Source organism: Pseudoalteromonas sp. PS1M3 (assembly GCF_016865405.1).
GTDB lineage: Bacteria > Pseudomonadota > Gammaproteobacteria > Enterobacterales > Alteromonadaceae > Pseudoalteromonas > Pseudoalteromonas marina.
In genome coordinates this window covers 1,260,810-1,284,166 of record NZ_AP022624.1, presented here as the reverse complement: position 1 = coordinate 1,284,166, position 23,357 = coordinate 1,260,810, and the positions used below count along the sequence as shown (strand labels likewise).

Below are 23,357 nucleotides of genomic sequence, written 5' to 3'. Positions count from 1 at the left end.
TAAACACCCAAACAAACAATCGCTTATTGATTTTTAAAAAAATACACGTACTATTGCACTCAAAGTCGGTATGTAGCGCAGCCTGGTAGCGCACTGTCATGGGGTGGCAGGGGTCGAGAGTTCGAATCTCTCCATACCGACCATTTAATTTCTCTTAACTTCAATCAGTTATAAATTAAAGCATCCTCTTTATCGCACTATAAAATTAGCTTTTCTAAATATTTATCGCACATTTATCGCACCAATTTCCCTAATTATTATTTTACTATTCTATGCATAATATTGGTATTTATGGGGGGAGATATATAGGAAGACACCTAATGACACCTTCCACTAAACTTTATTAGCTTTATTTAACCTTCGACACCGAACAATAATTAACCGCCTAGATAGTTACTGCCAATAGCGCTTCACGGTGCTGAGCCCTAGCCCCGTTTTTTCTGCAACCTGCTTTTGAGTTGGCTTAACCTCGTTTAGTATAGTCAGCTCAGATATAGTCGATAAAATTAGCTCATTTGTTCTCACTCTCTTTTTTTCAGCCGTACTGTTAGCTGACAGCTTTTGCCTCCTTTGCACCTCATCTACTGAAAGTCTTATCTTTTCTTTAGGTTTTAAATAATCAGGCACGTAACCCAAAATCGAATCAATATACTCTGCTAGAGTTTCTTTCTTATAGTTATAATTAACAACTTTGGCTGTTTGAACAAGATTAGTTAGTTCTTCAGTAGGTAGATTAATAAAGTCCTGATTGACCTTTAAAAGACGTTCAAAAGCTGAATTTTTATCAATGTGCTGGAATGCAACAAAGAGAATAAATGCAGTTTTATCTCGCTTCCCCAAAGGAACATATCCTAAATTATTAAAGTGAGATTTAATGATGTTTACACACTTTAGCCACCACTCTTTTATGTTATGTCCGTATTTTCGATATGGCTTAGGTTTGTCATTTGGGCATGAAGTCTTTTGCTGGCTGGGTTCAATAGGAGATGAGATTCTTGCATATCTTTTTTGCAACTTATTTAGCTTTGCAGCAAGACCAAAATCTTCAACAAGCTCATTGAAGATATATTTAGCTCCCCCGTCAAAGAATCTAGCATACAAGCCTGTCTTATGATTCATTGAACCTGGAATTCGCATATGTCCAGCAATTTTACCTGTAGCGCCTTCATCAACGTGCCATATATTATTTGATCGAAGCTTTTCTTTTAGCTTATGTGCTATCGAACGCCACAGCTCAACATTAATTGGCTTGGCTGCAATAGGTTCATATATCCAATAAAAGTGAACACCACCCGACCCAGAACAAACGTAACCTGTGGGAGGAGGAAACTGATTTGCCTCTAGCTGTTGAAAAATATCATCAACCACTCTCTTTTCTAATTTTTTTACTCTATCTCGGATATCAAATTTTTCTATCTCCTCCTTTACATCTATCTCAAGCCAATTAGCTCTTAAAAGTGCTAAATTACGTGTTCTAGGCCAGCTAAAGAACTCATTTGGAGTATGATAATTATTTACAGCTTCACGCTTTACACCCAATGCTTCTACATAGGCATATGTGTCACGCTTATACTGTTTAATTGTGGTTTTAAATTTAGATTTAGTATTACCGAGTAAGTGTATTTTATAATTTGACACATGATTAGGAGTTAAAAGACTCCGAACATAAGTAGGATTTTTTAATTCAATCAGATCATAATAATGAACAGGTTCAGTAATACTATATTTTGGCCACGCATAAGATGGCCTTCCTTTTAAGGCAAGCATATAATTAGAAGATGCAAAGTGCGGTTGGGGTGTGGCCGGTCAAGCTGCCCCATTCGCCTTTATTACATCTTCACTCCTTCAAATCGAGCTAGCCATTGCTCAACTGTTTCGCGTTTAAATAAGCGAACTCGTCCCAATTTAATTGAAGGTGGTGCTAAACGCTGTACTTGATATAGGTTGGCATCTTTTCCAGACTCAATAGCCTTACGCTGGGCGCTAAGACGATTATTAATTGTGCCTGTAGATAAGTGTAAAAGCTCTGATAGCTCTTTAATTGATAAGATTTCTGATGATGGCATGTTCGCTCTCCAATACGTAAATGAAAGCGAAGGGCGTTATGGATGCGCAAGACATCACCACATTAAAGTGGTTTCATAATTTTCCTCGTTACGTATTGAAGGCAGCCTGAAGGCGCCTGTTTTTAATGTCACCTAAGTGACTCCCTTCGCAGGTAACACATTTTCAAATGTGCTTACGTGAATATAGATGATTCAGAGTGAATTCGTCAATAGTTTGAGAGCGTTTTAATGATTCTACGGATGTTCTTATCAATTGACTTGATTAATAACTAAAACCTAAATTTTAAAGTTTATTTTTATTTGCTAAAAGAAACCTATTCCTAGGGCAATATATGCTACGGCTACCTAGTGTTCATAAATTTTAACCCTTAAACCTTTCGTAAACTTTATTTATAATCGTAGATGTTATGTCAAATTCAATTATTGGTGTTGGTGATAACATCGGTGAGCCATGAGCTAAAGAGTTTCTGATTCCAGCAGTAGACTCCAGTACTACTTCAAGGTAATCATATTCATATACAGCATTTTCATAATCAATTTCATCCTCGTTCCATTCATAAGAATCTAGATTTTTTGAATCTATAACTTCAGAAATTTTTCTGCTATAAACCTCTTCTGCTCGTTGTTTTTTACCACGCTGCCATGCACTGAAGTCCTCATTTTTAATTAGCTCATTTTCAACAATATAAGTCATACAGAGCTTTAATCCTCTTGAGAACTTAGGTCCTTTTTTTGGTAGCTGCTTGTTCTTCGATTTACGGAAATCATCAAGCTTTTTTTCACCGATACACTCTCTCAGTGCATGTTCTAAAGTGACATAGAGTTGATGACTAACTATTGGAAAGAATCTATATACGAAATACGCATGAAGGTATAAATTTTTTATTGTATCAAATTGAACTCTTATTTTTTCATCAACATGTTGGCCTAACTGATAGCTTTTAATATTTTCATAGAACTGTTCTATAGATTGAACGCCCATCATTTTTGTACGTACATCTGGCTGTAAAATGTTTTCTGGTGTTCTGAACTCTTCTGATGGCAAATTTTCTTTATCCATTATTAATTAACTCTACTCAATACTGCTAATTTTTTTCCTATCCACGTCAATTTTTTTATTTTCTTTGCCCACCTACCACTTTTTTGTAGTGATTTTATAGATAAGATAAATATCCCAAAGACGAACCCTATAGGTAACAAAGAGATTACAATTCTCATATAATCAGCTTGCTTCATTGTAATTACAGAACCTATGTATTCTTCTAAAATAACTAGCTTCAACATAAGGTAAATAACAAGTAACATACATCCACCTAGAGCAAATTTAACAAACGATAAAAAGCTATTATTAGGCTGAATTAATTCATTATTCTCCAGAGCTTTTAAATGATAGCGCTCTTCTTCAGTTAAAGTTTTTATTGAACTATCAGCAAAAGCTATCAAAGCTTTTGCTTGTCCTGGAGACATAGACTTTATTTTAGATATTAATATTTCAGATGAATTATCAGTTGAAGCGTTCACTAATAAATTTTGCCATAACTGACTTAGCTCTTTATTATCTGGATCGACTTTTGAAACACTATCAGCCCAATCTGAAAATAAACCTAGTTGCTCATAAGAAATTTGTTCATTGCCTGATGAGTTAATTTTCTCGTTTACAGAATTAATATGCCTTAATAAGTTATCATCTTCTTTTTGCCTTTTTTTGCTCTCAACCTTAGCTTTAACTACTTCTTTTAGTTCTTCAGCTAAATAATCAGTAGTAGGCTTTAAAAATGAAGTAATTGTAGGAAAGAGAGTAATCTCTTTCGTATCCTTGCTTTCTGACATCATTAGTCCTTTAAAATTTTTATCAATTTACTTACTTCTTTACAGCACTTGATTTAGTAATAAGCCGTACTTCTAAACCACTATTTTTAGTTGTTCTTGTTTCGTACCGACTGGAATGAACTTCAAAGAAGTCAGATAGTTTTTTCAAGCCATAATTACGAGTATCAAAGTCAGACTTAATTCGCTTTAGATACTTTCCTACTTCACCTAACTTAGCCCAACCAGAATCATCTCGATAGTTTTGCCATGCTTGATGCATTAAACGCCATAGTTCACGTTCAAGTTCCTGTGAAAAAGTTAGAGTTTGTTCATCATCTTCATTTGATGGCTCTAAATTCTCAATTGCTATAAAGTCGTCACAAGCATTTTTAAAAGATACTGGTGTCGTTGTTTTACCCACACCTATAACTTGTATTTCTGACTCTCTAAGGCGTGTTGCTAAACTTGTAAAATCACTATCACTTGACACTAATGCAAAAGCATCGAACCTGCCTGCGTATAATAAATCCATCGCATCGATAATCATTGTTGAATCAGTCGAATTTTTACCTGTTGTATAAGCAAACTGTTGCCTTGGCTGAATAGCCATTTCATTAAGAGGCGTTTTCCAATTCTTAAGATGTTCACTAGAAAAATCACCATAAGCTCGCTTTACAACAATTTGTCCAAAGCCTGAAAGCTCCTCGATGATTAAGTGTAACTTTGAGTGTTGTGTATTATCTGAATCAATTAACACGGCTAACTTTTTATTTTCCATAGACTAATTATATTTCCTTATTAATTCAGCCAGTGTAATTATTATTTATATAATTTAAAAGTAATTAACCATCTTATTCAAAATAATATGGGGAGGTGTGGAAACAGCTCTTAAAGTTTAGGCTTAATAAAGCCGCTTTTAGTAGGTTTTAATTTACGAAAAGATACAAGTAAATATTTTAAATTCAAAAAGTTTATAATCCCTTCAGTTAATTGCAGTCGTTTGATGAATCACGTTAGCTTCCCAATTACACAGCAACATAATCCACTCAAAAATTGAGCAAATTTTTACCGAGTTAACCCTTACTTGACTACACGATATAGATACTGAGCGGCTTTTAAATGCAGTGAAACTTTCTAAGGTTATATCCCAAATTTCACTCTGATCATTTTTGTATTGATAATAAACGTAGTCTAAAGATAAAAGCTCACTAATAATTTGAGCTTCATTTAATATTGATAACTCACCCAATAAACTTAAAAACTGTTCATGGCTTTTATGCTCACCTTCCAATCTACTCCCTAAAATAGAAAGGACAGGCAAAAATGGTTGTATTTCAGAATTCATAAAATGCTACGCAGCATGTAGCTGCGCATCCCAATGCTAAATGTAAAAACCCAACTCCAGATTGCTATTAAAGAGGCGAGATGTCAAAGCTCAATAATAGAATTCACCACGATCATACGCATCCTTGGCTTCTTGCTCGGTGTACTCATCACCAAAGAAGTTAACGTTACCTGTGCCGTCATTATGTTCATCAATGAACTCATCTTGTTCAGTCTTTTTGTTTTCTGTGTCCTCGAATAACACGTCAAGCGCAACAAGCGCGGTTACTTTAAGTGCTTTAAGTAGCATTAGCTTATCTCCAAATTTAAAACTAAGAAATCCTTAGTATCCATAATCAATTAAAGCTAAGAAACTCTTAGTTTTCAAGTGAAGATTATAAAAATAATGAAAACAAATGATGGTTCACCTTTTCCGAAGAGGCTAAAGGAAGCAAGATTGCGAAAAAGCCTTTCTCAAAAACAGCTTGGTATACTTGCAGGTGTTGACCCCTCTTCGGCTTCACCGAGAATGAATCAATATGAAAAAGGTGTGCATACACCTGACTTTCAGATGGTCAGAGCATTAGCTAAGGTACTCGAAGTACCTACCGCCTTTTTGTTTTGTGAAGAGGATTACATTGCATGCACAATATTAAAGTTGAAAAAGTAATTAATCAGTCAATTCCTTTGTACACTTTGCTGATTTAGGTTTACATTCACACTTCGAGCCTGAGTTTTTTATATCTAAAACACCTATGGGGTCCACTGGAATTTTTGCTAATTCAACGGTAAACCCCTTGTTTTGAATATTTCTAGCATGATGCCTAAGATTAACTTTGGAAAAAAATGGTAGGTGTAAATCACCACCTTTCCGTTGAATCACTGCTAATACAATAATATGCTTTCTGGGCTCGGTTATATCAAAATCAAAACTAATATAGGTATTTTCCAAGTGCTCTTGTATTTGAGGTATCACCTCAGGGCTATTTAATAGCATTTCAACCCCATTCGTAGCTTGGGCAAATAAATGACTAAAAACATTGCTACCACCGTAATGCTTTACATGAATTAACCTATTACATTGCGTCATTAAGTCACAGAATTCATAGTTCTGTTTAATTTCTTTGTTTCTCACCCAATGTTGATCCAAAACAGCTATCTCTTCTTCATCAGCAATACGAGTGAGATAACAGCACTCCCTTAGATCTTTGTAATGTTTATTTTCAAGACCATCCCATCGGGGTAAGCTATCAAAGTAATTTGTCACCTCCTCTGCAAAACTTTTCTTGATGTGATACCAACGACCATCATTTAAAATGTACTTTTGCCCCTCTAAGCTAAATTCGCCATTCAACGCATCGTACATTCTAAATTTATCGAGTGTATTTCCAGCCCCATTTATTAAAAAAATATACTTAGATTTTAATGTTGATATAGTTAACTGCTCTATATTTTTAAATTTTGCCTCCTGTAAGAACACTTTCAAGTCCATTTCAGGATGCAGCGCGGTATGACCATTACGTTTGAAACAAGCAGGATAGGCAAAACCAGAAAAATCTTCATAGTCGATAACTTGTGGTGGAGCAAGCCAAAACCCTTCAATATCGTTATCTATAAATTTCTGCACTAAAATATTTTCCAAAGACTCCAACACAGCTGGGTCAGTCTCTAGTCCAATGAAATCAGCCCATGGATATAATTTTTTATACTCATCACTCAAATAAGCATCAATCAACCTTTGAGCTATCGAAGGAAACTTTTCAAATTCAACATCAGTATAAAGAGAAACAGAGTCATTACCCGAAACCATCTCAAGTAAATCATCATCACCGCTAACTATAGCAGTTATGGATTTCAGAATTTCATGATCAAACTCAAAATCAAAATCTTGTATACCAGAGTTTGTTAAAACTTGTGAACGTGTATTTCTTGCAACTCTTTCTAATACAGATTTATCAACTGACTTTAGTTGTTTTGGATCACCTAAATTCATTGATACTTTTAAACCGAAGCCTCGCTCAATTGAAGACTTATTAATTAAAGCTCTTCCATAGCCAAAAGTAAAAATCACATACCTATTTTCTACTTTTAAAAAATAAACGCCTTTAACAGAACGTTGTTCAAATTCATTTTTATTAAGATTAAAAGCAGAAAAAAGTGAAGACCAATCTGCCTCATTTTTATGAAATGCTAAGCACAAAACGTTATCATGCAAATTATCAGGGGTTAATGTGTATTTGTTAAATTGCTTTGTACTATCAAGTAATTCTTCTATTGATAAATTCTCTTTACTTAGAAAAGCTATTACATTCCTTTTCATTGTTTATCCCTTCAATCCTTTAAAAGTTTTCAAACACCCAAGCAATATAAAGAATAATTAATTTCAAAAATCATGTTTTTATCGCCTTGTTTATTTAGCTTTTCACATAACTCTATCCAGTATTTTAAAACCACTGACAGTAACTATAAGCCATAATTATTTCCTTATATTTAACTACAGCATATTTTAAAGTGAATAGTTCTGCAAATAACATAAAACCAAGCCCTTTTTAACTGAGGCATCATGAGCAAATACCTCCTCTTTTAAAAGGGGCTACGCCCCCCGCTATGTCGAAGCGATAAATCGCTCGCTTCATAGCGGGGGGCTTGGTTTTTCATACCTTATATGCAGGTTTTTATTTGCAGATTGCACAGAATCGATTTTAACGCTAATCTAATACTGAAATAGCCTATTAGGCATTTACAAAAAATGGCGCTGTTCAGCTGCCGACAACACGTAGTGAGGACCCTCACTCATATCAATTTAATAGTCATGTCTCACGCCACATTTAAGGCGTTATGTCGGCGCTTTCTGCTGCCGTTTTTCACGTAAAGAGGAAATACATTAAGGCGAGATCGGTCCGAGCCTTTCGCATGTGCGAAAAACAGGGGCGAATAGGCTTCAGTGTCGCTGAGTAACTAAGTTGCCAGTTAATCTTACAACCTTGGAGATAGACATGACTTTTGATCTGAATAAAGAAATCGAACAATTAAATGAGCTAAAAAAGCTACGTACTAAAAAACGACATAAACCTTCAAAGCTTGACAAATACCAGCACCAGCTTAGGAAGTTTTATGAAAATGGTACTACAAAATCTGACCTTCAACTTTGGCTTGCTAAACGAGGGGTGAAAGTGCATTGGACAACTGTAAAACGGTGGATTGATAAAAATGCCTAAATTTGCCAAAGCTGAAACCCAAGCCAAAAACGTTATTAAAGGATTAACTAAAACTAAGCATATAAAGTCTTTAGGCACTGCCAGAAGCTATATGCAGTCACTTAAAACGGTTGCCAGCTGGGCAAAAGATATCGGGATTAACGGCATTCAAGCTATGAGTGTAGAACAAGCACGCCTGTATCTCGATTACAGGGCTGAGATTGTTGGCCAGAAAGCCTTGGATATGGAACGCCAAGCAATACAAGCAATGATGCAGTTCAATGGTAAATTACAACCTAAACAGACTCTTTACCGAGTAAAGTCGTTATTAGAAGAAATAAAACGCTCGCGTGCATACACACCTGAACAAGCTAACGCCATATCTCAGCGACAAACTTTTAAACACGAACTAGCAACACAACTTGCTTACGCCGCAGGTTTAAGAGCCCATGAACTATTAACACTTTCTAAAGCCAGTGAAAGACCACCAAATAACCGCCCTGCTTTAGATTCAAAATGGCAAGGCCGAAGTGGTGAGCTATACACTGTAGCAGGTAAAGGCGGCTTGATACGGCATGTGTTAATACCAAACTACCTTGTTGAGCAATTAGAAGCTAAAAAGCTCAAGCAACCTATCACAGTCACCGATAGAGAGATTAACTATTTGCAGCATTATGATGTTGGTAGTGGAAAAAAATGGTCTGATTCTTTTTCTAAAGCCTCTAACCGCACCCTACTCTTTTCAACTGGAGCACATGGCCTCAGGCATAGCTACGCTCAAGAAAGAATGGTTGAGCTTCATGCACTAGGTTTTAAATATAAAACGGCCTTAGAGACCGTTTCACAGGAGATGGGGCATTTTAGACCTGAAATAACTGAAGTTTATTTAAGGTGAAGCTACTTTAAGTCACCTAACTTTTTACATTAACTAAAATATATTTAAGAGCTCTGTATCAAATCTAAGGCCAGAAAAGTTATTTGAGTCATAACATTGTTTAAATTTTTCATTAGCAAACAATGTCCTTGAGCCCTGCAATTTTGACTTAAAGACCGGTTTTGATTGAACATCTTCAGAGTTAAACGCGAGGCTTTCAAGTCCATCTTCTATTCCTTCGCTATACTTCAGAATACATAGCTGCTTATCCTCTAGGCCGAAAGTTAAACAATTGAAAAGGTAGAAGTCGCAACCTTCAACTTTTATAGGAAGAAACTCTCCAAAACCATTAAGCAATTCATACATTGCTCTTTTAGCATCCGCTGACATTAAAAGGTAAGTACCCCAAAAAGAGATATCCGGATACCTTTCAGCTTGTTTGTATTCTTTACTAAATGAACATGAAGGAGCCCCCCAAGTATTTAACAAACTTTCGTTTGTTCTCGGCTGGCTTCTGACCAAAGATAAATCTTCATCTCCGATTATTTCAGCAAATTCAAAAATATCTAAATCAATAACTTCATAACTATTAATTATTGATTTTAATCTATAAACGTTCATGCACCAGTCCAATTAGTATCTTTGCTTTGTAAAATTTTTTGAGGGTGTGTTCCAGATTTTATCTCACGTTTAACGGTTTGCAATCGTGACAAAAAAGCACTTTCTGGAAGGTTGTCATTTGAGAACCTTTCGAATATCCATGTTTCATAATTATGAGTATGTATTGGTCTATGCGCAGGTGAATCAGGTGTGGCCCAATCATCTGGTGTATTTTTAGCAAAATTTCTTAGCCATACACCATTTAAAGGTGCGTATTCTCATGACTTTGATCACCGATTCTCATCAGCTTTGATCGCTTGATTTATCATTTTGTAGAGCCATTTTTAAATTAACTTAACTGATCATCATCAGTCAATTCATTTAACTGTTTTCGTATCGATTCTCCTTTTAAATTCAACTTAATTGCACCATGAATCAGCCTATCTAAAATAGCATCAGCGTGCGTTGATTCGCCGATCATTTGGTGCCAGTTTTCCTGTGGTAACTGACTAATGATGATGTGTGATTTATAACCATATCTAGCATCGATTAATTCAAGTAAGTCGCTTCGTTGCTGAGCACTGAGTGGCTCTAGCCCCCAATCGTCTAAAATAAGTAAGTCGTATTTAATGAGTTTACCCAATAATTTTCGATAACTGCCATCGGCCTGTGCTAGAAATAGACTTTCAAGTAATTCTTTTAATCGAATATAGAAGACACTTTTTCCTTGTAAACAGTGCTCGTGACCCAATGCACACGCGAGGTAGGTTTTGCCACAGCCTGTGGCGCCTGTAATTAATATATTCTGATGTAAACTCAGCCAGGTGCTTTGGCTGAGGCCGCGTATTTGTGCTTTATCTAGATTACGCTTCGGCGAGTAAATGAGTTGATTTAACTGACCCGGTACGCGGAATTTTGCTTGTCGCACCAGTCGCTCTATTTTTCTTTGGTTACGCGTATCAATTTCATGCGTTAGCAATAAACTGACGCGCTCTATAAAGCTTTGTTCTTGATATAGGTTTGGCTGTTCAAGCTGCTGCTTGAGTGCTTGCTTTATACCCGATAACTTGAGCAATTGAAGTTGCTGATTAATTGTTTCTATCATGTTTACATTCCTTAATGGTAGTAATCTGTGCCACGTATGTTGCTGTGTGTAATTGGCTTTTCTGGCTCTGTTTGGAGTGTGGGTAATGGTTGTTGGTCTAACCCTTTTTGCAGCATTTGCTTAATAGATCTGTGTGTGGTCGTATTCATGCAAATTGCTCGGTAACATGCTCGCTCGAGGCGTTCTTTTGAATACGTTTTAGCTAAACTTAATACCCCTAAACAGGTGCGATAAGCTTGCTCTGGATGACGTTTGCTATTAAGCAATAATTCAACGACTTGATGAGTATAATCACCGATACTCAATGCCCATGAGCGTAAATTTATCGGTGACTGCTCATGCTGTTTTTGATGCGCCTTTGGCATATGATGTGTCTGTGTCGTATGTCCGCCTAAACGGTTTGAGCGAGGATGCTGTGCTATTAAAGTGCCGTCATAATAAAGCTGCACGAGTTGATTGGATATGTGTGCGCGTAATTGTTTTTTAACCCACAGATAAGGCACGCTGTAGTAATGTTTTTCTATTTCAACATGGTAATCAATATGCACACGTACTGTTTTGATTTGTGTATATTGATAGGGCTTTTCAGGCAATGGCTTTAATGCGTTTTTATCCACCATATCAAATAGCTGTTTGCGTGATTGTTGATATTGCTTCATCACCTTATTGTTCATCATATCCAGTAGCTTTGCTATTTCATGATTGAGTTGCGCTAAGCTGTGGAAGGTTTGGTTACGTAAGCGTGCCATGATCCAACGCTCAACAATTTGTACGCCGACTTCAGCCTTCGATTTATCTTTGGGTTTATAAGGTCTAGCCGGAATGACAGCAACGTTAAAGTACTCGGCTAACTGGTGGTACGTCGGATTTAAATCAGGCTCGTAGCGACAGGTTTTACTGACAGCACTTCTGAGATTATCGGGAATAACAACGTCAGGAACGCCGCCTAAAAATTCAAAGCAACGCGCATGACTCATTACCCAATCTTCAAGTTGCTGACTATACGTTGCTTCAGCATAGGTATAATTTGATGCACCTAGTACAGCAACGAATATCTGAGCAGTGCGCTTTTCTTGTGTCGTCGGACAAGTAATGGTAATTGTGGGGCCACAATAATCCACAAACAGCTTTTCACCCCCTTTATGCTGCTGACGCATTGAGAGTCGCTGGGTACCTAACCATTGTTTATAAGCTCGGCAGAAGTGACTGTAGCTGTAATAAGGCTCACCCACTTTTTCAAGTAACTCATCAAATACGAGCTGTAATGTTAGGTGTTTATGTTGTTTTAAGTCTTTATTGATATTTAACCAGTCAGGCGTTGGGTGTCTTTTTTTACGCGTTGAGAAGCGCTTGAGTTTGGTGTTGAAAAATGTATTTTGCTGTTTATCCTCTGGTATTGGCCATTGATTTAAGCCTAACTCATTGGCCTTTTTAAGGTAATTAGCCACAGTACCAGGTGAAATATTTAAACTTCTGGCAATCTCTCGATGGGATAATTGTGCTGAGTACTTCAGCCGTAAAATGGAATGTAATTTACTCATAGATATAGGTCTTGTTGTCATTGTTGTTATCCTCATCAAACGATTCAGATAACGGTTTAACACACCTACAAAAATGATAAAACGTGAACTCGGTTACGAGTGGTATTAAGCTTTGATCGGCAAAATCATTAAGAGCATAAATGTGATCATTTACAAGTGATTTTAGTGATCAAAGCTTAATGAGAATAAGCGATCAAAGTTAATGCAATTGGGTGATCAAAGCTGGAGAGAATATGCAAAAGGATCATTTATGCCAATACCATGCGCATGCAAGTTCATTCGAGCAATCGCCATTTCAACTTTTTGATGGCAGCCTTTACCTGGAATAATATGGTGGGCTTCATGTATCACTGTTGGTTTGGGCTCACCAGTTGCTGTCAAGTTTCTTGCTAATTTACCCGTTGGGTGGTGGCTTTCTTTGCTTAGCTCTTTAACTGATTTTAACTTATTGCTTGTTCTATATTCGACAAGTTCTTCTTGTAACATGATATGGGCTGCAATCTTTCGCCTCTCAAGCCTTAGATGTTCCCAATCCCTTTTACTTTTTAGAGTTCGAAGTTTTTTATCCGAAGCTGATTCATCATCAGTAGCAATTTTTGCTTTCTCAATATGAAACTCTCTTGCTTTTACTTCATAATTGTAGATAGCTAATTCTAGAGGTGATGGGTTATTTGGGCGCTCAGGCTTTGGTATATTAAGCGGATTATGATATTGCACAAACTGTCCTTATATATTTTCAAAAATCCATTTCATTTAGCTATTAATTTACAGTATTACCTAAATTGTGTAAATGGCACCAAACTCATTCTAAGCTAATTTTTAGAATACAATCAGACACAAAAAACAAATAGAGTAAGCGATAGAGAGAATGGTTGAGCTTAATGCGTTAGGTTTTAAATATAAAACAGCCTTAGAGGCCGTTTCACAGGAAATGGGGCATTTTAGACCTGAAATAACTGAAGTTTATTTACGTTAAATATAAAAGCTACCGTGAAGATAGCTTTAATCTCAATTCTGACCTATTTCTTTGATGATTTACTAGGTTTTAATCCAGGGGTGTTCCCTGGAGTATTTTTATTATCACGTCTACGTTTATCAGGTTTGCCAGTTGAATCAGCAATTGGTTTTGGTCCAGGTTTAAGAGCCATAATCGTTATCCTTTAATTTAAGAGGAAGTCCCTCAATTATGAGTATAGCTTTAAGAAATTTGGAGATTGTTATTGATAAATAATTGCTTCTACATTAAATCGAAAAGGTGCCGTTTTGAATGAGACCTGAAAGTAACGTGTTAGGGATGCGCTGACTTAATAAATTTCAAAACTTAATTTGACGCACTTAAAAAATAAATTTCAATTAAAGTACCAATTTTCACCATACCCCCTACTCTTTTCAACTGGCGCACATGCCCTCAGACATAGCTACGTTCAAGAAAGAATGGTTAAACTTAATGCATGGGCTTTAAATATAAAGCGGCCTTAGAGACCGTTTCACAGGAGATGGGGCATTTTAGGACGATGTTACTGAAGTATACCTACGATAATTCCTAAGGCGAGATATATAGTAGCGGCCTTTCCTCATCATGTAAGCATGCTTCCAACTCTCTCTTAGTAAAGACGCACTTCGTGCCTGTTAACCCATTCATATAAAAAGCCCTTAAGATAAAATTTGTGAAGGAGGAAGGGCAAATTGCAGACTCAACAGGGATACGACAATTTTTATATTGACCAAGAGTTAAATGACTTGAAGGGTGCTCTACTATTACACTGTCATTTGGAGCATAATCGAACCTTATGGGAATTGGGAGAACAGATTTAAGTAAGATATCTGCATAAATTTTACTTTCGTCCAAGTATAATTCAGGCTCATTTTGAAAGGACTCAAAATCTGGAGATGGAAAGTAACATAATCTATGTTTTATTAACGTGTTTCCTTCAAAACAATAAAAAAACTGCAATAACGCACCATCTAGCAGTTTAATATTAAACTGCCGCTCTTTATCTAACTCTCCATATATTTCTTTATACTCTATATTCTTCAATGCTACGGAAGTATCTGAATAATTATCATAACTTATAAGCTGTTGCCCTGAATTATCAGATTGACGTGGAAAATTTTGATCTACAGACAACCCTATTTCAATAAGCTTTGATGTAATTATTCCTATATCTTTAAGAACATCTTTAGCCCTCATTTTAAGAGCCTCGTAGCTTTTCTAATAAAGCTAATCTGATATCTTCAGGTATGTCTTCAGGATTAACCTCATCACTTAAAAGTGAAGCAAGGCTTTGTGCACTGTTTCGAGCTTTACTTACTTTGTTTTTCTCAGCCGAAGTCATGTCACGATTTACGACTTTCATCTCTTGGCGTATTTCTTCTGTTGGATATTTAAAATTAAGCATGAAGTCATTTTCTACAACTTTTGAGTATTCATCACAAAGGCCATCAAAGGTAGTATAACAACCGGTAATTCTTAACCAAGCTTTCGTCCTAGTCATTGCAGTGAAAAGAATATTTCTTTTTTTAGATAACTCAAATTCTGTATTACAATATTCTGCTCCAATAACGTAAACCATTGCAGCTTCGTTTCCCTTTGCTCGATAAATAGATGTGAACGTTACTTGATCATCATAAATAAACTCATCAGGTGAACCTGTAATACCTGCAATAGAAGAGTTTATCCCTTGTTGGAATAAAACATTTCTGATGTAGCCTACTTCACTCTTCATTCGCATTACATTTGGATGAATTACTACAATGTCGCTTGGTAATATTTCCTCTTCTCGTATATTCCTGATAATTTCATTAGCAACCCAATCATACTCATCAGACCTCGAATCAAATTTTCTAAATTTAATTAGTTCATCACCACTGTTATGATTGCTGAGTAAGCATGGGCTAGACTTCTCAGTTCTAGCTAAGCTAACACTTTCACCCTCTTTTAACTCTCCAGAAATAACCTTATAACCTATTTCCTCCCAAAGACCATAATGCTCAAACATCTGAATCATTGGCCTTCTGTAAATCCCAAAACCTAGAGCATGAGCAGCGCTAAGAACTGGCCCAGGGTTCCTATAACAAGTATCTAGAATCAAATCTTGGGATGATTCTTTAAATGAAACTATAGGATTAGAGTTTTCATCCAGACCCCAGATATCCTCAGGCGAAGGCATAGAGCTGTCACCTAAGTTCTGAAGTTCATCATACGCATAAATTAAACGTTTTGGGTGATCAAGTAATGAGTAACATAACCGAAGAAAATCTGGTGAAAAGTCTTGAGCTTCATCTATTAAAATCAAATCAAACAACTTTTTGTCTTGTTCAATTTCCTCATTTAATTTTTGACATACAAAGTCAAAAGCTTCACCACCCGAACCACACTGATTTCTAGCTGCATTGAAGTCCAAGTATTCTGCATTATGAAGTTTACACGCTTCGTAATACATACCATGGTTTTTAGGGCTACCCCAAGCATGTATAATTTGGACTTGTTTCTCTAAATCTGGCTTTTCTCCGTTTGCATCTTCATAAAAAACACTAATAAGTCTTTCTAATTGCTTCTTTAGCGAGCGAGAGTTAAATGTTACTGCAATTTTCCAGCTAGGGTTTTGAGCATGCAAATGAGCGATTTTTCTGGCTAAAACGACCGTTTTCCCTGAGCCTGCTAGCCCTCTTATACGTTGAACACCAGAAACAGTCTCTAAAACAGCGTTGGTTTGACTATCATCTAGAGTAGCAAGCTTATTTTCTAATGCTTTTAAAACTGAACCTTTAGAGTCATCACGTTCAACATAACCACGTTGTCGTCTCTTTTTTAAGGAAGTTAAGGATTGTAAACGCGAGAGGACTATATTAAGTAATTCTGGGTTATTCCATTTTTCCAAAGAAATATTCTGAAAAACATCTTGCTCTGTTCTGGATAACAAAAGTGCTGTTTCTAATTCATTTCCATACTTGTTTGAAGGTATTGATGGTGCAAATACTATAGAATTAACTGGTACAGCCAGTTTTCTTCTGATCGCTAATTCCGGTAACTCTTGAAGTTTTGCAACCACCTTTAAATGAACTTCATCCACAATAGACCTGAAGTCTGAATGTATATCTTTTCCCTCTATAAAGTGAAAAATTATCACTCCGTGCTCTTCACAACATAAAACGCTATCCAGTGTTATAGTTTGCTCTGAAGTTGAAAGAATTGGAAAGCCTCTGTAAAGGTATCCTGTAAGGTAATTGCTTTTTTTCAATATGGCTTCAAGAATCCCAGCTACAACTTGACCTTCTTTCCGAGCACCCAAAAATTTTATCATCATAGTCACTTTATTTTAATAGTATGAATTAACACGTATAAAGTATGCACCAGAAAAAGTGTACATATTTAACACTTTACCATATATAAAAGCTTGTCATACAGTGAAATGCCATTGCCAGCAAATATTTTAGGTAACTTTTGAAGAGTAAGAAGTTGCGTTTGTGAGTTTATGTTCCCACATTACTAAAGCCCTTCTTCTCTTTTCCATATATTCCTGCATATTATAAACGCCCTGCACCCCTTGTAGTTGATGGTTAAGTATTTTTTCAATTACTATCGGGTCTGTACCGATATCATCATCACCCAACCTTGTAGAAACGGTTCTACGTAAATCATGAGGTACAAACTTTGGTACACCCAATTGCTCTTGTTTACGACTGATAGAGCGTGATAGTGAATGCCTATCAATAGGCTGCTCACCTGGACCTGATTTATTGGTTGTTGTGCTCGGGAATACATATTTAGAGTTGAGATAGCCAAATGCTGCGCGTAACTCATCAAGCAAAATAACCATATTTTGAGTAATCGGTACTTTATGAGTTCTTTCGCCATTTTTATTTTGCTTAACGCGCTCGGCTGGGATTGTCCATATCATTTTATCAAAATCAAACTCTTGCCACTGTGCGCCTGTGACTTCTATTGGCCTACAACCAGTTAAAGTAATACACTTCAATGCGTAAATAACTTGCTGGCTGATACCTAGCTTTGGTAGGCGCTCAAAAACTTGAATAACTTCTTCAAATTCGAGCGCTCTGGTTCGCGACTTTTCTAAGCCACCCACGCTTTTCTTTTTCACTGTGCTAATGGGATTACCTTGGATTAAATCTCGCTCAACACCAAAATTAAACATTTGCTTTAGAATGGATAGTGTTTTATTCGCCTGCGTTTTAGCACCTCTATCAGTTATTGGATCAAGCACCTTTTCAAAAATTTCACGGCGGGTTATTTCTTTAAGTTTGTAATTACCAATAAAGGGCAAAATGTCTTTATCAAACATTCTAATAACAGGGTCTACATCTTTACGGTTAGCTTTAATATCTCTTTCAATAAACTCATTCGCAAGCACAGCAATTGTCGGTGAGGCGCTTTCTTGCTTTTCAATAAGCGCTGCTTTCTTATTTTGTAAAAAAACATCAATACCACGCGACACATCACCAATATATTGCTTAGCAAGCTGCCTGGCCTCACTCACTGTTATTACCGATGAGCTGCCTAAGGCTAATCTTCTTTCTCTTGAACCTCGGCCTCCAAGGCGGTAATACAGATAATATACTTGTGAGCGTTTACCCTCCTTATTTGGTCTTCCAACATTGAGATAAAAACCGGAGATCTCAGTGTCATTAATTTTGGTAATTTCCAAAGGAATATTTTTGAGTATTGATTCAGTTAATTTTACTTTAATTGACGCCATTTTTCGCACACCTAGAGTTAACCCAAAATTTTTGTCGCACATTTATCGCACGAGTTGATTTTAGTTCACTAAACTTCACGTTCATTCACTAGGTATAATTTAAAAGCACAATCCTTTCAATAGCAATAAGTTACAATAACTTTGAATACTTCACGATAGGACACGTTAAGCCACTTTTGTACACTAAAGAACACAGGTAATTTTTATGGGGTGGCAGGGGTCGAGAGTTCGAATCTCTCCATACCGACCAATTCATAACTCCCTCCTGTTTCTATAATTAACCTTCAAAAAAGTATTAACCTGAAAAATAAATTTACTTAGAGATTACTTAAATCAGCGGTTAAATGACTACAAATTGCGCCTAAAAAACAGTGCCTATCAATTGGTCCTTACTTAGTATGCAGCAATATCTTAAAACCATCCTTTCGTGTCGACATTTCACCAGGTGCTGATTATTAACTTAATAAAACAACAAAGTAACAAAACCCTTTTTAGTTTTTAAAAGCACATGAAGGCGCTAAATATACTTTAAGTATATTGTTATTCGCTTAAGCATAATCTGGATGAAATATAACAAGCACGGCTAACGATACACGTTTAATTCGCAGAAAATCCCAACAAAACTTTTCATTATAGTAAAGAAAACAAATAAGTCTGCACACTTATTGAGCATTTTATTTAATTAACATATGATAGGGTTTTATTTTTACGGTGTTGAACATGGACTTTTCAGCTGAAGAATTAAACTTTATCTCTGACTTATTTAAGCCAGAAGTTCAGGAAGTAAAACCAAATCATAAGCTTACTTTACAAAGTAGTGTACCCGCAGGCATTGCGCACCTATTAAGTAATGCAAGCTTAACGCTATTAGCAAAAGTTGCGCACTATCAATTGTGGTTTCCGCTTGATTTAGAAATAGATCCCTCTGGGGTTATTAACCCAACACTCAGTGCGCCTGAAGTTATTGATACTAAAGGCACACAGCGCAGTTGGCGTTGGAGCCAGCTCAATATAAAAAGCGAAGGTTTTTATATTGAGTCTATATCTAGCACAGGGATATTTTTAAAACCTCTAAAAGATAACAGCCGACTGGGTAATATGAAAAACGTGCAGTTTACATTACCAAACGAAGAGTGTATTTCAATTGATATAGAGCCTATTAGGCAAAATAAATCAGGAATGGCTGCAAAAATTACGCGTATTAATACTGGAAAAGAGCAGTTAAGAACTTACCTATTTGAAGAGCATAAACGCCAATACTCGGCATTATATGAAAATGGTCAATTAGTAAACGAAATACGTTAATATGCGAGTTATGCAGTAAAGTCTTCATTTATTTAGCCTAAATCGGTTTTTTACCTTTTATATTTCTTAGCCTTGCTTGATGTTTTAACTCATTTTAAATTTTGCAAAAAAAAGCGCTAAACAGCGCTTATTGATTTATATGTAACTAGTGTTTGGGCTTTACACCGTTACGAACCATATCTTGCCCATTAGTATATACATCTTCGGTGATACCGCGGGCCAATAATAACTGCTGTTTATCATCAAATACGGCAATAAAACGGGTACCGTCTGAGTTTTTAGTGGCCATACCAACGCCAGATACCCCTTTTAACCCATAGCCGCCACTTTCAACTTCCAGTAAAAAAGCCTCTAAGTCAGCTAAGTTATCGATTACATCACTTTCATTATTCATTTTAAAACTCTTTTAATTTCTCTGCTTTATGCAAAGTGGTTATACGTAATGCTGGTTATTTTATCGAGCTGGTACTTAAAATCCAAATAATTACGCCTTAAACTTAAAACGACTCGACCACCAGCGATAAATTACTCACAGCACAACCAAATGGTTTGGTGTTTATTCGGTCATAGCGTGTATCAGCATTTGTATTCAGGCTAATTAAAAATTTATCTTGCTGAGCAACCGCACTTTGCTCTTGAGCAAGGCACATAGCTTGTGTCAAAGAGCGTAATTTAGCATCCGTCAATATGCTACCAAAACGCTGAACTGGCAATGGCGGAATTTTTATTGAGGGCAATGTTTTCCCCAATGTGCGCTCGCTCAAAGTAAATGAGTTATTGCTCACATCAATTACACTGCCAGAAGGCCAATAAGAATAGCGGTATTTTTGAGGTTTTGAATTTGTCTTTTGCTCAGGGGGATGCACAGCAATGTTTGTTGCCCCGGGAGTTAAATGGACCACACCATTTTCACCTACGACCGTCATTAAATTACCTTCTGGCGATTTTATGACAACCAAGGCGGTATTCTCGTCTACACCAAAACCATACTGTGATGTAGCTTTACCGTTGCTTAAAGTGTCAATCATCATGGCCAATTTAAAAGTTTGGTTTTGCTCACTAAAGTGCGTACTTAACACACCATAATTAAACGTTGCTAAGCCCTTTTTAGTGGTCAGGGTTTCCCCTTTTAGTATATTTGTACTTGTTACGTTTTTATTTGTAATTAAGCTATTACCTTGTATGGCGCTCCCCTCACCTATTCCCACAATAACCGGGCTTGTTATAAGTGAATTTGTCCATGGGTAAGGCTCGTTTTCATCATTAAATAAAACGCTATGCAATAACGCAGTATCGCCACTATGAAACATAACGCCGGTACTGTTTTTTATTAATGTGGTTAATGCAACTACTCCACTTTTACACAAGCCGTATTCGGTTTGAGTTTGCGAAGGATAAATTGACTCTCGGTTATACACTTGCATAGCGCTGTTTCTTTGTGAAGGCAGTTGATCGCACCGACCCGTGGTTATTGCCTTTGCAAGTGCAGGCGTTAATGCAAGCCACTTGGTACTTATTTGTGATTCTGCTAAAAGAGATGTTGCCGCTTCAGCATACGCGTAGGGATCACGACGCGCTGCAGTAATAACAAGCATGGTCGGTTTAGCGCTATTTACTTTTAGGCTACCAGTAATAAATTGTAAAATATCATTATTTTCATAGCGTGAAGTATTAATTGCTTTGCTATTTATTTTTTTATCATTCTTACTTTCTGACACTTCGAGCATATCAAGCACATAATTGTATTCGTGCACCGATAAGCTTTCTAATTGCAAATTATCTACGTCACGCCACTGCCACAGTAAATTTTGCTTTGACAAATGCTTAGGTTCATTCTTTTGTAATTGCTTTAGCACATCTAGTGTCGCATCTTTATTAGAAAGGCTACTGGTTGGCCAGTTTTTTGCTATGAGCTTTATTTTATTAATAGTAGGTGAGTATAATTTTTGGGTTAAATTTTCAACCTTTTCACTCCTAGTACACGAACTCTCAGCGCACATGCGTGGCTCTGATCCTAATAAAACTAATGTTTGGCTTTGTTGTTGCGCGGCTAAATTAACCGAAAATACAGTACTTACTAGTGTAAAAATCGCTGTTAATAGCATGTATTTATTAAATAAAATTTGATTGCTCATAGTAATAGTCTTAAAAGTGGCAAAATGCGCTGCAAGCTTATCAGTTTAGTGGCTTGGGCTAAATACCTCGCTTACATAACTAACGGTGTATTTAATTCAATTTTCTTTATTACAGCTTTGGATTAGTTTTTTAAGAAGTAACTCAATTATATCGATACATCGCATTAAGTTGCGGGCTATTTTAGTCAGCGTTAAGCTAGCGCTTTATTTCATTAAATATTGATATACCAAGGCTTTATAATGACTGACAACACATACCCAATTGGCACACCCGGTACTAAATGGAACGACGACGATAAAGCTCAATGGCTTGCGAGCCAAGTTATAAAGCGGAGCTACCAAGATGAAGTGTTAACGTTAATTAACGAGCTTAAAGGCACATTAACGGTTGAGCAATATGGTGAGCTTAATTACAACGATGGCTGTTATCCATTATATGCCCTGCAAACACCTAATTTTGATGATACCAAACCAACGGTTTTAATTACCGGTGGCGTGCATGGCTACGAAACCAGTGGTGTACATGGAGCGCTTAGATTTGCAAAAACCTCTGCTTTAAATCATTCAAAACACTTTAATATAATTATTACTCCCTGTATTAGCCCTTGGGGGTATGAAACAATTAACCGCTGGAACCCAAGCGCAATAGATCCTAACCGCTCCTTTTACGAAAATAGCCCAGCACACGAGTCGGCTGCGGTAATGGCCTATGTAAAATCATTAAATATTGATCTACTAGCACATATTGATTTACACGAGACAACAGACTCCGATAACAGTGAATTCAGGCCAGCGCTTGCAGCACGTGAAGGCACAACTAATACAAACTGGAATATTCCTGATGGGTTTTACTTAGTTGCTGACAGTACAAAGCCAGAGCCAGAATTTCAAAAAGTGATTATTGAGGGCGTTGCAAAGGTTACGCATATTGCACCAAGCGATGAAAACAATGCATTAATAGGCGTACCGCAGGAACAATTTGGCGTTATAAATTACGCAGCACGCAAATTAGGTTTATGTATGGGCTTTACTGATGCTCCTTTTGTAACAACAACAGAGGTTTACCCAGATAGCCCTTCAGCCAATAGTGAACAATGTATATTAGCGCAAGTTGCTGTTATTGATAGTGCTTTAAATTATTTACGAAATGAAGGCTAAATTACTAGTTGCTACGTTTATTATAAGTGTGTTTTATTAAACGTAGTAACAAGTCTGTAATATAAATAGAGAGAAAGCCTTGCAAGTAGATAAAAATGAGCATTATGATTTTTCATTAAAAAATGACTATGGCAACGTTAATTTTTATGTAGATAACAACATAATTGTTGCTGAATTTTCAGGTAGCATCGATACCGATATTCTAAGTGTGTATGGTGAAAAGCTCATTAATACTACTGCACAATTTAACGGCAACCCCTGGGGCTATATTAGCGACTCACGAAAGGTATTAGCAGCGACGCCTGAAGCCGAGTTATTGCTCACTAAAATTGGCAAAAAAATGCAAGCTGCAAATTGCTTTATCAGCGCGTATGTAATGACATCGGCCATCGCAATCAGTCAAATGTCGCGGGTTTTAAATAGCGTTGGCAGAGACGGCACTAAATGTATATTTAGTGAGGTTGAAAGTGCCAAGCAATACGTTATTAAGCACCTTAAAAACAGCCAAGCGGATTAATTATTTAATC

At 36.5% G+C, this 23,357-nt stretch carries 24 protein-coding genes and 1 tRNA gene; 7 read left to right on the top strand and 18 right to left on the bottom strand.

Going from position 1 to position 23,357, the window contains the following annotated elements; genetic code table 11:
- Positions 1-66 precede the first annotated feature (66 nt).
- Positions 67-143 (top strand) — tRNA-Pro (locus PS1M3_RS05935).
- Positions 144-393: 250 nt separating this feature from the next.
- Here the strand turns inward: PS1M3_RS05935 and PS1M3_RS05930 are convergent.
- From PS1M3_RS05930 to PS1M3_RS05900, 7 genes are all read right to left on the bottom strand, one after another.
- Positions 394-1,767 (bottom strand): hypothetical protein, encoded by a 1,374-nt coding sequence (locus PS1M3_RS05930; protein ID WP_203986727.1) that lies wholly within the window; start codon positions 1,765-1,767, stop codon positions 394-396.
- Between the two features lie 62 nt (positions 1,768-1,829).
- Complete coding sequence (locus PS1M3_RS05925) at positions 1,830-2,066, bottom strand: helix-turn-helix domain-containing protein (protein ID WP_004587264.1); 237 nt, start codon at positions 2,064-2,066, stop codon at positions 1,830-1,832.
- Between the two features lie 361 nt (positions 2,067-2,427).
- A complete protein-coding gene (locus PS1M3_RS05920; RefSeq protein ID WP_203986724.1) occupies positions 2,428-3,126 on the bottom strand; it encodes a hypothetical protein in 699 nt (232 codons plus the stop codon).
- Positions 3,127-3,128: 2 nt separating this feature from the next.
- Positions 3,129-3,899, bottom strand: coding sequence for a hypothetical protein (locus PS1M3_RS05915; protein WP_203986722.1), 771 nt, complete (start codon positions 3,897-3,899; stop codon positions 3,129-3,131).
- Between the two features lie 28 nt (positions 3,900-3,927).
- Positions 3,928-4,653: an NYN domain-containing protein gene (locus PS1M3_RS05910; RefSeq protein WP_203986720.1), complete on the bottom strand. Its 726-nt coding sequence runs from the start codon at positions 4,651-4,653 to the stop codon at positions 3,928-3,930.
- A 204-nt stretch (positions 4,654-4,857) separates the two neighbouring features.
- Positions 4,858-5,220, bottom strand: a complete 363-nt coding sequence (locus tag PS1M3_RS05905; protein WP_203986718.1) for a hypothetical protein — start codon at positions 5,218-5,220, stop codon at positions 4,858-4,860.
- Between the two features lie 90 nt (positions 5,221-5,310).
- The gene (locus tag PS1M3_RS05900) at positions 5,311-5,508 is read right to left on the bottom strand and encodes a hypothetical protein (RefSeq protein ID WP_203986716.1); all 198 of its coding nucleotides are present in this window, start codon (positions 5,506-5,508) and stop codon (positions 5,311-5,313) included.
- Between the two features lie 96 nt (positions 5,509-5,604).
- On the opposite strand from PS1M3_RS05900, the gene PS1M3_RS05895 reads away from it, so the two are divergent.
- Complete coding sequence (locus PS1M3_RS05895) at positions 5,605-5,868, top strand: helix-turn-helix domain-containing protein (protein WP_203986714.1); 264 nt, start codon at positions 5,605-5,607, stop codon at positions 5,866-5,868.
- On the opposite strand, the gene PS1M3_RS05890 is transcribed toward PS1M3_RS05895, so the two are convergent.
- On the bottom strand, positions 5,869-7,518 hold the full coding sequence (locus PS1M3_RS05890) for a TIGR04141 family sporadically distributed protein (RefSeq protein ID WP_203986712.1): 1,650 nt from the start codon (positions 7,516-7,518) through the stop codon (positions 5,869-5,871).
- Positions 7,519-8,194: 676 nt separating this feature from the next.
- On the opposite strand from PS1M3_RS05890, the gene PS1M3_RS05885 reads away from it, so the two are divergent.
- Together PS1M3_RS05885 and PS1M3_RS05880 are read left to right on the top strand one after the other, a co-directional pair.
- Complete coding sequence (locus PS1M3_RS05885) at positions 8,195-8,416, top strand: hypothetical protein (RefSeq protein WP_182702478.1); 222 nt, start codon at positions 8,195-8,197, stop codon at positions 8,414-8,416.
- The gene (locus PS1M3_RS05880; protein WP_203986709.1) at positions 8,409-9,290 is read left to right on the top strand and encodes a site-specific integrase; all 882 of its coding nucleotides are present in this window, start codon (positions 8,409-8,411) and stop codon (positions 9,288-9,290) included. Before PS1M3_RS05885 ends, PS1M3_RS05880 begins: the two co-directional genes overlap by 8 nt.
- 33 nt (positions 9,291-9,323) lie before the next feature.
- Here PS1M3_RS05880 and PS1M3_RS05875 read toward each other — a convergent pair whose 3' ends face one another.
- From PS1M3_RS05875 to PS1M3_RS05845, 8 genes are all read right to left on the bottom strand, one after another.
- Positions 9,324-9,890: a hypothetical protein gene (locus tag PS1M3_RS05875; RefSeq protein ID WP_203986706.1), complete on the bottom strand. Its 567-nt coding sequence runs from the start codon at positions 9,888-9,890 to the stop codon at positions 9,324-9,326.
- 328 nt (positions 9,891-10,218) lie between these two features.
- Positions 10,219-10,974, bottom strand: coding sequence for an IS21-like element helper ATPase IstB (istB, locus tag PS1M3_RS05870; protein WP_203984839.1), 756 nt, complete (start codon positions 10,972-10,974; stop codon positions 10,219-10,221).
- An 11-nt stretch (positions 10,975-10,985) separates the two neighbouring features.
- Positions 10,986-12,536 carry an IS21 family transposase gene (gene istA / locus PS1M3_RS05865; RefSeq protein WP_008466912.1) on the bottom strand — a complete coding sequence of 517 codons (1,551 nt, stop codon included), beginning with the start codon at positions 12,534-12,536 and terminating at the stop codon, positions 10,986-10,988.
- 195 nt (positions 12,537-12,731) lie between these two features.
- Positions 12,732-13,232 carry a hypothetical protein gene (locus PS1M3_RS05860; RefSeq protein ID WP_203986703.1) on the bottom strand — a complete coding sequence of 167 codons (501 nt, stop codon included), beginning with the start codon at positions 13,230-13,232 and terminating at the stop codon, positions 12,732-12,734.
- A gap of 302 nt (positions 13,233-13,534) precedes the next feature.
- Positions 13,535-13,663, bottom strand: a complete 129-nt coding sequence (locus tag PS1M3_RS20125; RefSeq protein ID WP_256438044.1) for a hypothetical protein — start codon at positions 13,661-13,663, stop codon at positions 13,535-13,537.
- A 395-nt stretch (positions 13,664-14,058) separates the two neighbouring features.
- On the bottom strand, positions 14,059-14,706 hold the full coding sequence (locus PS1M3_RS05855; RefSeq protein WP_203986701.1) for a DUF2290 domain-containing protein: 648 nt from the start codon (positions 14,704-14,706) through the stop codon (positions 14,059-14,061).
- A 1-nt stretch (position 14,707) separates the two neighbouring features.
- A complete protein-coding gene (locus PS1M3_RS05850; protein WP_203986699.1) occupies positions 14,708-16,822 on the bottom strand; it encodes a DEAD/DEAH box helicase in 2,115 nt (704 codons plus the stop codon).
- 126 nt (positions 16,823-16,948) lie between these two features.
- Positions 16,949-18,232, bottom strand: coding sequence for a site-specific integrase (locus tag PS1M3_RS05845; RefSeq protein WP_203986697.1), 1,284 nt, complete (start codon positions 18,230-18,232; stop codon positions 16,949-16,951).
- A gap of 720 nt (positions 18,233-18,952) precedes the next feature.
- On the opposite strand from PS1M3_RS05845, the gene PS1M3_RS05840 reads away from it, so the two are divergent.
- Entirely contained in the window at positions 18,953-19,537 is a 585-nt protein-coding gene (locus tag PS1M3_RS05840) for a hypothetical protein (protein ID WP_203986695.1), read from the top strand.
- Positions 19,538-19,682: 145 nt separating this feature from the next.
- Here the strand turns inward: PS1M3_RS05840 and PS1M3_RS05835 are convergent, their stop codons facing one another.
- Positions 19,683-19,931: a hypothetical protein gene (locus PS1M3_RS05835; protein WP_006794483.1), complete on the bottom strand. Its 249-nt coding sequence runs from the start codon at positions 19,929-19,931 to the stop codon at positions 19,683-19,685.
- A 103-nt stretch (positions 19,932-20,034) separates the two neighbouring features.
- Positions 20,035-21,672, bottom strand: coding sequence for a cyanophycinase (locus PS1M3_RS05830; protein WP_203986693.1), 1,638 nt, complete (start codon positions 21,670-21,672; stop codon positions 20,035-20,037).
- A 240-nt stretch (positions 21,673-21,912) separates the two neighbouring features.
- Between PS1M3_RS05830 and PS1M3_RS05825 the strand changes: the two genes are divergently transcribed.
- On the top strand, positions 21,913-22,830 hold the full coding sequence (locus PS1M3_RS05825) for a M14 family metallocarboxypeptidase (RefSeq protein ID WP_203986691.1): 918 nt from the start codon (positions 21,913-21,915) through the stop codon (positions 22,828-22,830).
- A gap of 79 nt (positions 22,831-22,909) precedes the next feature.
- Positions 22,910-23,347, top strand: a complete 438-nt coding sequence (locus tag PS1M3_RS05820) for a hypothetical protein (RefSeq protein ID WP_008132022.1) — start codon at positions 22,910-22,912, stop codon at positions 23,345-23,347.
- The last annotated feature ends 10 nt before the right edge of the window (positions 23,348-23,357 follow it).